Source organism: Vibrio sp. S457-15, from assembly GCF_000960545.1.
Lineage (GTDB): Bacteria > Pseudomonadota > Gammaproteobacteria > Enterobacterales > Vibrionaceae > Vibrio > Vibrio parahaemolyticus.
This window is the reverse complement of record NZ_JYOQ01000005.1, coordinates 1-13,587: the sequence shown is the minus strand read 5'-3', so window position 1 is coordinate 13,587 and position 13,587 is coordinate 1. Positions and strand designations below refer to the sequence as shown.

13 protein-coding genes are annotated in these 13,587 nt (G+C 44.2%); 5 read left to right on the top strand and 8 right to left on the bottom strand.

What is annotated here, in order from left to right; genetic code table 11:
* Window positions 1-113 precede the first annotated feature (113 nt).
* The 3 genes from UF05_RS00355 (at window position 114) to UF05_RS00345 (ending at window position 3,548) form a co-directional block, all read left to right on the top strand.
* Entirely contained in the window at window positions 114-872 is a 759-nt protein-coding gene (locus UF05_RS00355; protein ID WP_045546106.1) for a phospholipase A, read from the top strand.
* A gap of 236 nt (window positions 873-1,108) precedes the next feature.
* On the top strand, window positions 1,109-1,486 hold the full coding sequence (locus UF05_RS00350; protein WP_045546105.1) for a hypothetical protein: 378 nt from the start codon (window positions 1,109-1,111) through the stop codon (window positions 1,484-1,486).
* A gap of 388 nt (window positions 1,487-1,874) precedes the next feature.
* Window positions 1,875-3,548 (top strand): alkaline phosphatase D family protein, encoded by a 1,674-nt coding sequence (locus UF05_RS00345; RefSeq protein WP_045546104.1) that lies wholly within the window; start codon window positions 1,875-1,877, stop codon window positions 3,546-3,548.
* Between the two features lie 80 nt (window positions 3,549-3,628).
* Here the strand turns inward: UF05_RS00345 and UF05_RS00340 are convergent, their stop codons facing one another.
* The 7 genes from UF05_RS00340 to UF05_RS00310 all read right to left on the bottom strand — a co-directional run bounded on the left by UF05_RS00340 (window position 3,629) and on the right by UF05_RS00310 (window position 9,585).
* A complete protein-coding gene (locus tag UF05_RS00340; protein ID WP_025442014.1) occupies window positions 3,629-4,732 on the bottom strand; it encodes a phosphoribosylaminoimidazolesuccinocarboxamide synthase in 1,104 nt (367 codons plus the stop codon).
* Window positions 4,733-4,934: 202 nt separating this feature from the next.
* Window positions 4,935-5,327, bottom strand: a complete 393-nt coding sequence (locus UF05_RS00335) for a SulA-like leucine-rich domain-containing protein (RefSeq protein ID WP_017448643.1) — start codon at window positions 5,325-5,327, stop codon at window positions 4,935-4,937.
* A gap of 405 nt (window positions 5,328-5,732) precedes the next feature.
* On the bottom strand, window positions 5,733-5,918 hold the full coding sequence (locus UF05_RS00330) for a hypothetical protein (protein WP_005462602.1): 186 nt from the start codon (window positions 5,916-5,918) through the stop codon (window positions 5,733-5,735).
* A gap of 177 nt (window positions 5,919-6,095) precedes the next feature.
* On the bottom strand, window positions 6,096-7,073 hold the full coding sequence (locus tag UF05_RS00325) for a J domain-containing protein (RefSeq protein WP_045546103.1): 978 nt from the start codon (window positions 7,071-7,073) through the stop codon (window positions 6,096-6,098).
* A gap of 76 nt (window positions 7,074-7,149) precedes the next feature.
* Complete coding sequence (locus UF05_RS00320; RefSeq protein ID WP_374011541.1) at window positions 7,150-7,809, bottom strand: OmpA family protein; 660 nt, start codon at window positions 7,807-7,809, stop codon at window positions 7,150-7,152.
* 187 nt (window positions 7,810-7,996) lie between these two features.
* The gene (locus UF05_RS00315; RefSeq protein WP_005462644.1) at window positions 7,997-8,692 is read right to left on the bottom strand and encodes a DUF2786 domain-containing protein; all 696 of its coding nucleotides are present in this window, start codon (window positions 8,690-8,692) and stop codon (window positions 7,997-7,999) included.
* A gap of 212 nt (window positions 8,693-8,904) precedes the next feature.
* Window positions 8,905-9,585 carry a DUF3334 family protein gene (locus UF05_RS00310; RefSeq protein ID WP_005462648.1) on the bottom strand — a complete coding sequence of 227 codons (681 nt, stop codon included), beginning with the start codon at window positions 9,583-9,585 and terminating at the stop codon, window positions 8,905-8,907.
* Between the two features lie 263 nt (window positions 9,586-9,848).
* Here UF05_RS00310 and ydiJ point away from each other — a divergent pair, with 263 nt between their 5' ends.
* Together ydiJ and UF05_RS00300 are read left to right on the top strand one after the other, a co-directional pair.
* Window positions 9,849-12,887: a D-2-hydroxyglutarate dehydrogenase YdiJ gene (gene ydiJ / locus UF05_RS00305; RefSeq protein ID WP_045546101.1), complete on the top strand. Its 3,039-nt coding sequence runs from the start codon at window positions 9,849-9,851 to the stop codon at window positions 12,885-12,887.
* A gap of 70 nt (window positions 12,888-12,957) precedes the next feature.
* Window positions 12,958-13,419: a methyltransferase family protein gene (locus UF05_RS00300; protein ID WP_005495530.1), complete on the top strand. Its 462-nt coding sequence runs from the start codon at window positions 12,958-12,960 to the stop codon at window positions 13,417-13,419.
* A 44-nt stretch (window positions 13,420-13,463) separates the two neighbouring features.
* Here the strand turns inward: UF05_RS00300 and UF05_RS23765 are convergent.
* The coding region (locus UF05_RS23765; protein WP_137406502.1) for a transposase at window positions 13,464-13,587 on the bottom strand (124 nt) is incomplete at its 5' end.

The window sequence follows — 13,587 nt, the reverse complement described above, 5'->3', positions numbered from 1 at the left end:
AAAATCCGGAATGAAAATTGCTTTAACCGCTTTTCCCTTGCTGTTTATTGTCGAAGTTATCGATGATAAGGAATGATATTGCCGCTTTATGATTTGGCGGCAAAAGGATAACGATGAAGTATAAAGTAATTCCTCTCTTGTTGTGTCCCGTACTTGCTTACGGAAAAGACATGACCCATATCTCAACCTACGAAGACAACTACGTTCTAGGTACATACACCACAGACATCAACCAAAGCGCCTATAGCGAAATGGGCTCAGAGATGGATTCACTGCAAGATTTTGAAGTGAAGTTTCAGATCTCAGCATCAATTCCATTTTATCGCTTCAGCTCAGGCACTGCTTTGATGGGGGCTTATACTCAAAAGTCCCTATGGCAACTGGCAAACTCTGATATCTCATCGCCATTTAGAGAAACAAACTACAAGCCGCAAGTGTTCTTAGCGCATCAATCGAACATGTTGTTGTTCAATCATGTTGAAGCCGGTTACAAACATGAGTCGAACGGTCAATCTAGCAAACTGTCACGCAGTTGGGACCGTCTATATGTCGCTGCCGAGCGTTTTTCTGGCCCAGTCGAGTATGGCGTACATGCATGGTGGGTGATTACCACAGAAAATGACGACATGGAAAATTACTACGCACCGTACGAGTTGTGGGCGAAAGTTTATACTCATGCGGGCGTGGTCAATACACGCGGTTTTTACAACTTTGCTGATGATAAAGGTGGGGTTGAACTAGGTTACACATTCTATTTCAATGACATTCTTGGTGTATATCTTCAAGGTTACCATGGCTACGGTGAAACGCTGATCGACTATGACCATTCTCAAACCCGTGTTGGGCTTGGTATTAAGCTGATGAATCTATAAGCTTTTGGTATTGACGTCGTCGCTTAAGCCCTGTTTTTAGTTTGCTGTTTGAAATATTAATCAATTGAATGCTTATATATGGCGAAGCTGTGCATCACTTGTTACAAAGCTGGTTTTAATATTTCCTTTTGAATGTAATTAAGGGCATAAAAGACTATTCTTTTATATCCCATTGCTATATCAAAATAGTTGAACGATATTTGGTATATCTCATTTTCGAGTGTCGGGGGCAGAGAATGGATCAACAAGGAAAGACATGCATTGAGTTCGACTACACCAACTTTTTAGGAGCTACAGGAAGTAAGAAATGGACCTTCTTAGAGGCGTTCGCCACCATTGCGCCCATTTTTGGTTTGATGTGGAAGCAGAACATTGCAGAGTTGAGCCGACCGGAAGATCGACTCTGGGATGCGGCATTAAAATCGATGTCTTCACGTCAAAGTGACGAATCGAACTTAGTTCGTTTAACTCAGCTCGCAAAGCATGAAGGGATAAATGAATTACGTGTTGTCATGCCATATTCACTCGACTCAAAGCAGATTGAATATATTGAATCTCGCAGTAAGTTGAAGGTCGATGCATCGGAGCAAGATGTTCTGAATATCAAGTTTTAAGCTTTTAAGCGTGGCCTTCTAATCTCACTTATACGCTTAAATAGAATCACCACAAAAGCGACCTCTCTGGGTCGCTTTTTTCGTATCTCAAGTGCTATGCATTCCACCTGCTCTGTCTAGCTCATATTATTGATTGGCTTAGTCCAATGCCACTTTTGTTGGAAGTGTGATGAATATAGAGTATTTACACTTAATTTAACAAAAATGTAACTTTTGGAAATGCAATTGTCATAACTAGCTTCTAACTTAGTGTTTTTAGGACAAATTACCGACCCAAATCATCGGCGCTGTGAGCTCGAATCAATACTCTTTTGTCTGCGGATAGGGAGATTTTTATTCGTTGCGTTATTTGGGCAAAAACAAAAACACAATAAGAAAGGAAGTCAGTATGTCTTTGTCTCGTCGAGACTTTATGAAAGTTGTCTCTTCAACCGCCGTTGCTACCGGTTTAATCGGTTGTGGCAGCGACGATAATGAATCCGTTGCCGTTAGTTTTGAACATGGTGTCGCCAGTGGCGATCCGACTCAAACACAAGTGATTATTTGGACTCGGGTGACTACAGCCGCGAGTTACGTGGATGTGACCTGGCAAGTCGCATCCGACGTGGAGTTTTCCAATGTCGTGCAAAGTGGCGTATTCACTACCGATACAGGACGTGATTTCACGGTAAAAGTGGACGTACAAAACCTCAACGCCAATTCTCAGTACTACTACCGATTTATGGTCGGCGAGATGATGAGTGAGGTAGGGCAAACTCAAACTCTGCCTGAAGATGGTGTAGAAAAAGCATCGATGGCTGTGGTGTCTTGCGCCAACTATCCAGCGGGTTATTTCCACGTTTATCACGAGATCTTAAATCAACATGAACAATCGCCATTTGACGTTGTGTTACATCTTGGTGACTACATTTATGAATATGGGACTGGAGGTTATGCCAGTGAAGATGCCGCTGCATTAGGGCGCGAACCGAGCAAAGGTGCAGAATGTATCACGCTGGACGATTACCGAAAAAGATACGCCCAATATCGTCAAGATGCCGATCTGCAAGCATTACATGCCAAACTGCCCATGATTGCAGTTTGGGATGATCACGAGTTAGCTAATGACACATGGAAAAATGGCGCAGAGAACCATCAGGACGATGAAGGTAGCTTTATCGACCGTCGAGCCGCCGCTGCGGCTGCATGGACTGAGTGGTTGCCAGTTCGTGAGAATACATTCTCAAACATGTTGATTTATCGTCAGTTTTCATTTGGCAACTTAGTGAATCTCATGATGCTCGATACGCGCCTTGTCGGTCGTGATAAACCGTTGGATTACTTCTCACTCAGTGCACCAACAATGGAAGCTATCGGTGGGTTAGTTGCTCAATCACGCAGTGCAGACAGAGAACTGCTAGGCACTGAACAACTTGCTTGGTTGATGAAAGAGTTCAACACGCACGATGCAAAATGGAACGTTTTAGGCCAGCAAGTTTTGATGTCGCGAATGGAGCTACCAAGTTCAGTGATGACGGCGATGTTCCAACTGTTTACGTCAACAGAAGAGAAGAAAACAGAAGCTTTGTTGGCGGTCAATACAGCGATCACAGGTTATCTTGCCGATCCAAGTGCAGATCCCATTTCTCTGCCTTACAACCTCGATGCTTGGGATGGTTACTATGTCGAGCGTGAAAAAGTCTACCAACTGGCCAAAGCAAGTAGTGGCAATTTTGTGTGTTTAGCGGGCGATACTCACAACGCGTGGGCAAGTGAGTTAAAAGATGTGTCAAACAATCCGATAGGGGTCGAGTTTGCGACGAGCTCGGTGAGCTCTCCGGGGTTAGAAGAGTATTTGGCGTTGGACCCGGTGGCGATTGCTCAAATGGAATACACCTTGCCGCATTTAGTCTCCGAGCTGCAATGGGCTGACATCAAACAACGTGGCTTTATGCGAGTGACCTTTACTGCTGATGCCGCTCAATCGACGTGGTACTTGGTGTCGACCATCAAAGATAAAAAGTATCAGGTGACGACGAAGTCGGCGTCTACGACAAATGGCACAACGTTAGACATTATCTAATCTAAACTGGCGAAAAAAGTAAAAGTCCGCTCATCAAGGCGGACTTTTTTGTTGGCAATTTTCAATCAGCTTTCAGATAGCTAGTCGATCAAACCGTACTCTTTGCTGAGAATTTCGATGATTTCAGCTTTTGGATTTTCGCTTAACGTAATTGGTTTACCTGTAATTTTCTCGGCGATACCAATGTAGGTTCTTGAAATATCCATCAAAGATTCAACAGGAAGATCGTTATCGCGTGCAAGAGCTTCGCGCTCTGGCATACGTTCTTTGTTCAATAAGATATCTGGGTCAGGAAAGTGGTTAAGTAGAAACTGACGGAAACCTTCTTTCGAGTTTTCAACGATGTTACCTGCTTGGTACTCCTTTGCATCCCAAATACGAGAAGAATCTGGCGTGCCAACTTCATCCATGTAGATCAGCTTTTCATTACCTGCGGCGTCATGAACATAACCAAATTCGAATTTGGTATCGACAAAGATTTGGTCGATTTCTTCTAACGCTTGGCTGATAACGTTAAAGCCTTCTTTCAACAATTTTTCGTACTGAGCGATATCTTCTGCGCTTGAGAAGTTAAACGCTTCATAGTTGTCCACGATATTTTGGCGAGTGATGTTCACATCGTCTGCTTCTGGTACACCAGGAATGCCTTTTAGGATGCCTTTGGTTGACGGCGTCATTAGCAAATCCGGTAGAGCCTTATCTTTTTCTAACCCTTCAGGAAGTTGGATACCACAAAACTCGCGCTCACCATTTGCGTATGCACGCCACATGGAACCAGTGATGTATTTACGGCAGATTGCCTCAATTTTTACCGGTTTTGCTTTTTGAACGATCCAAACAAATGGGTGAGGAATATCTAAGATGTGGCTGTCAGCTAAGCCGTTGTCTTTAAAAAGCTTAAACCAATGATTCGAAATGGCATTCAATGCGGCACCTTTACCCGGTACACCTTTAAGCCCACCTTCACCATGCCAAATACAATCGAAAGCAGAAATACGATCGCTGATCACCATGATGGCCAGGGGCGCATCTGGTGCGACATCGTATCCTTTTTCTTTGATCAGTCGGGCACTGTCTTCTTCAGTTAACCAGTAAACTGAACGAACTTTTCCGCTGTGTACGGGTTTGTGGGTGCGAATTGGCAGGTCGTCATTGACGGCAAGTACTTGATTAGCAAGGCTCATTGCGACATTCCTATCATCTTAATCAAACGTCTTAAGGAGAAGATATTCAGCGGAAAATATCAGCTGAATAAATCGAATGAGGGCATCATACCAGAACTATTTTAACTCGCCAGAGAAAAAGCAAACGTTTGCCTCTTTTCTTTAATACAAAAAATGCCCCCTTAAAAGGAGGCGAGATGCAGGATGGATAACGTCGATCTTGTTAGTGATACTGGTTTACTCTGCCATCGACGAAAAAGACTTCACACTGATAACGCTGAGCGATGTCACGCAACATGGATTGGTTCATAAGAGCAATTTTGTTTGATGCGACAACCGCGCTGGCATTGCCAGACTGAATGGCTTTGATAACGATTTCGACTTCAGAAAGCTGTTGAGACGGCTTCATCTGAATAACGTTTTTGCAGCAAATATTGGAAGCAGTGAGTTGCTCAAAATCAGGACGAGGACACTCAGCGGTAAACAGAATCCATTGTTTTTGCTGTGACAATACTGCCAACTTAGAAAGAAGCTGATCAGACACATCCATTGGTTGAGTGGTTTGTGCCAGTACGTTGTAACGTGAGTATGTACGAGATTGACTTTGTAACTGCATCTTACTGTTCCTTTATACATGCTGTATGTGTATACAGTAGTTTGTTTTGGGTATCTGATCAACCCATTTTTACTGATGAGTACGTGAGATAACGCTCACTGATAGTTGAGCGATTTGCTTAAAGTATTGATTTGTAATGAATTGTCTTTGTTCTTGATATGTTGGGTATGGATTGAAAAGTGTGAAGTTAGCAACATTATCCGAGTGGTATATACAGGTGTTTACTACTGTATATACAGTGCTTTTGTTGATGTTATACAGTGGTTTTTGATGGTCGATACAGGTATGAGTCACACGATGAGCGTGTTTACGTCGTGATTATGGGGAAGAGATGTGAATCATAAGCGATCAAAAAAGCGCCCTAAAAGGCGCTTTTGAAAATCAGTTCCATTGATTCTAACCGGATTAGCTCGCTCGTTGTGCCATGCGCTCACGCATTTGCATTTCGCCTTGGTTAAATAGACGAACATCGATCTTCGCCATGTCGTAGCAGGCTTGGCAAGAGTGATGATATTTGCCATCTACATAATCGTGACGAGTAACAAAACTAGGTTTTTTACACCAATCGCAGGTGCCTTCTTCAGTGAACATTGATTTTCTCCCCACCTAGATAAATATGAGTCGTTAGGTGTTATTTTTCGCCGGGCATTATTGCATGAAAAAGAGATTGACGTTAAATGTCTGTTAATTTGTTTGAGAGCGAGATCGATTGCGAACCTTGTTTTACTTAGACTTAAAGCTAGCCATCAAGCGCCTTCTAGTTATGGTTTACTGTTTTGTAACATTTTGTGAGATGATTTTAAACGCCTGGTTCAAACGTTTCATTTCTTCTTCACTTCCACGAGTATCTGGATGATAGAGTTTTGAAAGTTGTCGATAGCGGAGTTTCACTGCTTGGTTATCAGGAATGGTTTGTGGTGTGTAACCAAACATCGCGCAGGCAACCGCAACTTTATGATTGTCGGATTGGCTACGAGTCTTTTTAAACTCTTTGAATACTTTCTCCAGCTGACGCTTCAATTGTTTATTCGTGAACTCTAACTCTTTTACTTTCGCATCAAGTTGCTGAGTTTGGTTTGCCTCTTGGGAAGACAGTGCGGCCAAGGCTCGTTGTTGTTTCCTTAGAGTTACCCATCCACCGAAGCCTGCTAGAGCGATCACCAATCCACCAATAGCCAACCACATAATCGTGCCATTATCAGACGTTACGGTTGATTGTGGAGCGACAGGCTGCTCTTCTTTTGTCGCTTCTTTATCTAATTCCACAATTTCGGAGACTTGCTTTGCACGAAGTTGATTGAAGCGCTCTTCGAGATAATGATTGTAAGCTTCTTCCGCTTGAGGGTTGGTGTCCGAGGCTAATTGGTACCACGCCTCAACGAGATCGCTGGTGGTGATGTCTTTTTGGTGATGCTGAACAAAGTCCGCTAACAAAAAACCGCGGTCGCGAGGGTCATTCAACGCTACAGAAGTAAACCAATACGTTGCCTGTGGGTAATTGACCGCACCGGTCAATCCTCGGGAATAGTCTTCGGCCAGCTGTTTCTGCGCAGGTAAATAGCCTTGGCTTGCGGATTGCTCTAGCCAATAGCGAACATCCGATGGCGAATCTGATTTTGGAGAAAGAGCCAGTTGCTGCGCCAGTTCAAATTGTTCTGCTGGGGATGTTGGTGCTTGAGAAGCAAATGCAGATACAGAAAGACAGCTGCTTAACGTAAAGGATAGGGCGATGGTTTTGAATGACATTGAATGTGTCAGGCCTAGCGTATGTTGCTAGGCCTGCTCCGGTAATTTTTGTTATTACCGTTATGGTGCTACCAAATTACTTCAGTGGCAAGATCTGGATTTCAACACGGCGGTTGCAAGCACGACCTTCAGAAGTTTGGTTTGAGCAAATTGGATTGCGCTCACCGTAGCCACGTGCAATTGCACGGCCTGGAGCCACTTTTTGAGCCACTAGGAACTGACGAACAGATTCCGCGCGACGCTCAGAAAGCGTTTGGTTGTATGATTCGCTACCAGTGCTGTCTGTGTAGCCATCAATGACTAGGCTTGTATCTGGGTATTCAACCAGAATACGAGCAACACCACGTAGAGTATTGTGGATGCTTGCATCCAGTTGGTATGAGCTTGAAGAGAAGCCAATGCCATTTTCCATGCGAAGTAGAAGTTGGTTTTCACCTACACGCTGTACTTGTACGCCAGAGTTTAGCAACGCACGACGCAGTTCTGCTTCTTGTTGGTCAAAGTAATAACCGACGCCTGCTCCAGTAGCACCGCCTGCCGCCGCACCAATAAGAGCATGTTTACGACGTTCTTTTGCGTTATCACCAGTTGCCAAACCGATCGCTGCACCAGCAATAGCACCAATTAGCGCGCCTTGCGTGGTAGAGTTCGTTTCGTATTCACCCGTTGTTGCATTTTGGCGTTGAGTAGCTTGACAGCCTGTAAGAGCTAGCACTAGTGCCAGTGCAATAGACATCTTTTTCAAGGGAAAATCTCCGTATAAAACTGAGGCGAAAGAGTGCCTCATAATGGGATGCGAATTATGAATCAGTAGATATTGATATTTGTTATGCGAAAGTAAGATTGATAGAAAGCTGTGTAAGAATTTTCTTATAACGCTCAATATCAACCCACTTTTACGTATCTAGTTGAGTATGTTGCGCTTATTTAGAGGTGTTGCCCAACATTTTTCTGGCTTGTTCTCCACCGACACCACGGTTTACAGAGACTTTTCTGCCTTTCTTTAATCCGACTTCGTAGTCTTCAGTCAGATTCTTCATGGCTTCTCTTAATTGTTTTTTGAACGTTTCACGGTCGATGTTCTGAAACTCTTTATCAATGTAATCATTGATTTTGTTTGCAGACTCTTCATCTGGTGAGATCACAGGTAGCTTTTCAAGTGCGCCTTCTACCCAGCCAGAAACAAAAGAGTTAACGCGACGAGTCACTTCCATTGAAGACGTACCAGAACCTGCAAAGCTATTACGGAACTGGCCGGTGCTTTCATTCAATTCTCGATAGATGATGTCGAAAGCAAAGGCAGCAAAGATAGCGCGATCGGCTTCACCAATAAACTCAACGCGTTTAAGCCCTTTGTGATTCAACAAGACGGCTTCAACACCAAACTTAGTGTTAATGCCACGAATCACGCGCAATAGGGTAGAACTGATGTTGGACGGCAACAAATGAGAAGATTGAGTTTTTCCCATTTTGATAAACTCAATATCGTCTTTGTCCAAACCATATTTGAGCATAAGGCGATGCGCCATCTTGATGGCGTTAGCCGCCTCATTCACGTTGGCGGAGTTACCCAGTTCCAAACACTTGGCGATTTTTTTCAGAGCTTTTTGTTTATCCATCGACAACCAGTAACGAAAGCAGAAAATTTACGAAGTCAGACATATTACCTTTTTTGACATAAAAACGAAATACAAGGCGAGGTGGAAGTGGGTTCTTCCGAGAAAAAATAAGCCCCGCGAGGAGCGAGGCTAGGCGTTTTTAGGTCGTCTTAATTAGGCGAAACGATATTACCTTATCGAGATGACTTCTCTTGGGATGGCGTCGCTGACGGTTACAAACCCAGTTGGCTCAGTAAGTCGTCAGCGTCATCTTTAGAGTTCGAAGATTCCGACTCTTTTTCTGCCATGTTTTTACGCGCGGCTTCTAAGATGTCATCTGGGTTTTCATCTTCTGCAATTTCGAATTCTTCAAGCTGGATGAACTCTGTTTTGTCCATCGCTAGCTCTAAATAGAAAATGTTGTTGTTCGCGGTCGAGAACGTCACACGACGTGCTTGAGGGCGATCCAAATTGGTATCAACTTGCAAAATTACCTGCTTGTTCAGCGCCAGCATCTTCGGTTGGTTTTGCGTGATGTTGGTTTGCAGTTCTTTACGGATTTTATTGGTAAAGTCACCGACCAATTGATTCATGAGTTCACCCAATACGTCTGCAACTTCATCAGAAGTATGGGAGATAGCCAGTTCTTCTTCTGGCATGCCCATGTTACGCATGTAGTTGGTGTAAATCTCTAAAGCGGCTTTTGCAGTAAAGTTAATCACTACAAGTCCGGTAAATCCGCCATCAAATAGGACAAAACAGCCAAAATCTGGTTTGAGGCTGGTCTTGTTGATCTTTTGAACCATTGCGGAGTAATTAACTTGAGAAGAGGTGGCCGAAGTAAGAACGCCAGAAACAGACTGGCAAAGTTTTAGAAGGATATCTTCCGTGGTAACAACTTTATTTTTTTTCATTCTGAAAGCTCATCTAGAAACGCGATTTCTATCCCAATGTAAGGCATCAAGCCTCAAAAAATAAAGCATAAGTTTAATTATTGTATTGAGATTCTGATTTGATCGCCTTTTTAAATGTTGTAAAGTGACGAAATTCAAAGAATATTACTCCTCTCACTTTTTTGCGGCGTCTTGTTGTGCTGACAGCTGCGCTGTATGAGAAATGAGCAAATAATTAGATAACCCGCAGCTGATGGGATCAGCGTCGTAGGGGCAGGAAGCAAATGTTACCAAGATTACACTCGCAAACTGATGTCGATCCTCTTGTTCTTCGTTTTCTGAAAGAGCTTGAACAAGCCGGATTCACTGGCGACATCGAAAGCCAATATTCAAGTCGTTTAGCTGTCGCTACTGACAACAGCGTTTACCAGCAACTTCCTCAAGCAGTCGTCCATCCTCGAACGACTCAAGATGTTTCTCTCATCGGAAAACTGAGCAATCAAGAAAAGTACGAAAGAATCACATTCTCCCCTCGTGGTGGCGGTACCGGTACAAATGGCCAGTCGCTGACCAAAGGCATTGTGGTGGATTTGTCTCGTTACATGAACAAAGTATTGGAAGTGAATGAAGATGAAGGGTGGGTTCGCGTTCAAACTGGTGTTGTGAAAGATCAGTTGAACGATGCGGTTCGTCCTTACGGCTACTTTTTCTCTCCAGATTTGTCGACCAGCAACCGCGCAACGATTGGCGGGATGGTGAATACCGACGCCTCTGGTCAAGGCTCTCTTAAATACGGGAAAACGTCTGACCATGTACTGTCGTTGCAAGCGGTGTTTGCTGATGGCTCGATTTTAGAGTCTGATTTGTCTCATGGTTATCCAAAAGAAGGCGAGTTTGCCGCGACGGCGTTACAAGTGACGGAATCAGTTTGTCGAGAAAAACGCCAGCAGATCGTGGATAAATTTCCTCCTCTCAACCGCTTCCTAACGGGCTATGACTTAAAGAACGCGTTAAATGAAGACGATGACCGTTTCGATATCACGCGAGTGCTGTGTGGAGCAGAAGGCTCATTGGCCTTTATTACGGAAGCGAAGCTAAACCTGACGCCAATTCCGAAAGCGCGTACCTTAGTTAACGTGAAATACAACAGCTTTGACTCTGCACTGCGCAACGCGCCATTTATGGTCGAAGCGAAAGCACTTTCTGTCGAAACTGTTGACTCAAAAGTACTTAATCTCGCGAAGCAAGACATTGTCTGGCACACCGTGAGCGATTTGATCACCGACGTGCCAAACAAAGAAATGCTTGGCATCAATATGGTGGAATACGCAGGGCAAGACGAAGAAGAAGTTGCTGCGCAGGTCGCGGCGTTAACCGCCAAACTCGATATCATGTTGGAAACAGAAGAAGCGGGCATTATCGGCTACCAAGTTTGTAACGATGTAGCGAGTATTGGACGTATCTACAACATGCGTAAAAAAGCGGTGGGTTTGTTAGGCGCTGCAAAAGGACGCGCTAAACCGGTCGCATTCGCTGAAGATACGTGTGTACCACCAGAAAACTTGGCCGATTTCATCGTAGAGTTCCGCGAACTATTAGATAGCAAATCTCTGAATTACGGTATGTTTGGTCACGTTGATGCAGGGGTGCTGCACGTGCGTCCTGCGTTGGATTTGTGTGACCCGCACCAAGAAGCATTGATGCATGAAGTCTCTGATGAAGTCGTCAAGCTGGTAGCGAAATACGGCGGCCTGATGTGGGGTGAGCACGGTAAAGGTTTCCGCTCGGAATATGGTCCGGAGTTCTTCGGCAAAGAGTTGTTTACTGAGCTTAGACGCGTAAAAGCTGCATTCGACCCACACAATAAAATGAACCCAGGTAAAATCTGTACGCCACTTGATAGCGATGCAGAGTTGGTAAAAGTAACCGACACCAAACGTGGTTACTATGATCGCCAAATTGACGTACAAGTACGTGACAGCTTTAAGCAAGCGATGGAATGTAACGGTAACGGTTTGTGCTTTAACTACGATACCAGCTCGCCGATGTGTCCATCGATGAAAGTGACGGCTGATCGTCGTCATTCGCCAAAAGGGCGCGCTGGATTGGTTCGTGAATGGTTGCGTCAGCTTACTGAGCAGGGTATTGATATTCTTGACCTAGAAAAGCAAACGTTAGAAAACAAAACATCGATCAAAACCATGATTGATCGTGTGCGTCATTCCATTAATCGTCGTCATGAATACGATTTCTCTCATGAAGTCTATGAAGCGATGAATGGCTGCTTAGCGTGTAAAGCGTGTGCGAGCCAATGCCCGATCAAAGTGGATGTCCCAAGCTTCCGCTCACGCTTTTTAAACATCTATCACTCGCGCTATCAGCGTCCGGCAAAAGATTATTTGGTTGCCAACATTGAAACCATGCTGCCAATGATGGCAAAAGCACCAGCAGTCGTGAACGGCGTATTGAAACAGTCGTGGGTTAAGAGTTTAACGGCTTCAACAGTAGGGTATGTGGATGCGCCGTTGTTGTCTGTTCCTACGTTGAAACAGCGCGTAGAGTCGCTGATAACGCCGTATGACCTGCAAGTGTTGAGTGGTTTGTCTTCGACTGAAAAGAGCAAGCACGTATTAATTGTTCAAGACCCATTTACCAGTTATTACGATGCGGACGTTGTTGAAGACTTCGTCAAGTTGGTTAAAAAGCTAGGTATGCATCCAGTGCTTTTGCCATTTAAGCCAAATGGTAAAGCGCAACACATCAAAGGCTTCCTACGCCAGTTTAAAGAGACCGCGGCTGATACGGCGAAGTTCTTGGCGATGGTGGCGGACTTAGACATTCCGTTGGTCGGCGTTGATCCGGCATTGGTGCTGTGCTATCGAGATGAGTACGCGGAAGTACTTGGTAGCAAGCGAGGCGATTTCGATGTGCTGACGGCTCACGAATGGCTGTACCCAAGGTTGGAAGCGTTTGAAGCAGCAGAGCAACGGGAAAATCAGGAACCGTGGTACTTGTTTGCGCACTGCACTGAAAAAACCAAAATGCCGAACGCAGAGAAAGAATGGGGCGCTATTTTTGCTCACTTTGGCGCGGTATTGAACACAGTACCGGTTGGTTGTTGTGGCATGGCGGGTACATTTGGCCACGAGGTTGATAAGCTGTCGATGTCGAAAGACATATACAATTTAAGTTGGAAACCAAACCTAGATAAGTTAGATAACGAAAGATGTTTGATTACTGGTTATTCTTGCCGAAGCCAAGTAAAACGCTTTGAAGGAACAAAGCCTAAGCATCCCGTTCAAGCACTGTTAACTTTGGTATAATGACATCAAGCCCAGTCTAACTGGGCTTTTTTCCCCAATGATGAACATTCCATTTCAAAGGATCTGAACCTTGAGAAAACTTGAACTCAAAGTCCCACCTGTTGCGGTGTTTATGCTGGTCATACTCTTGATGTACGGGCTTAAAGTCTTGACGCCGAGCATGAACATTCGAGTGCCCTTTGTTGAGTTTGTAGTCGGCGCACTAACTTTGTTGTCTGGCTACATGGGGATTGCCGGTGTATATGAATTTCGCAAAGTAAAGACTACCGTGAACCCAGTAAAACCTGATGCAGCATCTTCCGTTGTAAGAACTGGCGTGTTTGCCTTCTCACGTAACCCAATGTACATGGCGTTGTTACTGCTCATCATTGCGGTGGGTTTATGGTGGCAACATTTAAGTGTGGTGCTTTGCGGTGTGTTGTTTGTCAGTTATATGAATCGATTTCAAATCAAACCAGAAGAACATGTATTGGAAAGGTTGTTTGGTGATGAATACTTGGATTATAAAAACCAAGTTCGTCGCTGGATTTGAATACCGAACTGCCATCGACTCATTTTTTAAGTAAAAAGAAAGGTTCATCGCGGCTTTCCGGGGAAAGCCGCTTTTATCTTTAAGAAGAAGTAATCAGTGTCTCGATAGCCATATCCCATCCTCTTGATTAACTTTATCTTGTTATTTATCCCTTCAAGCGTACAGGTA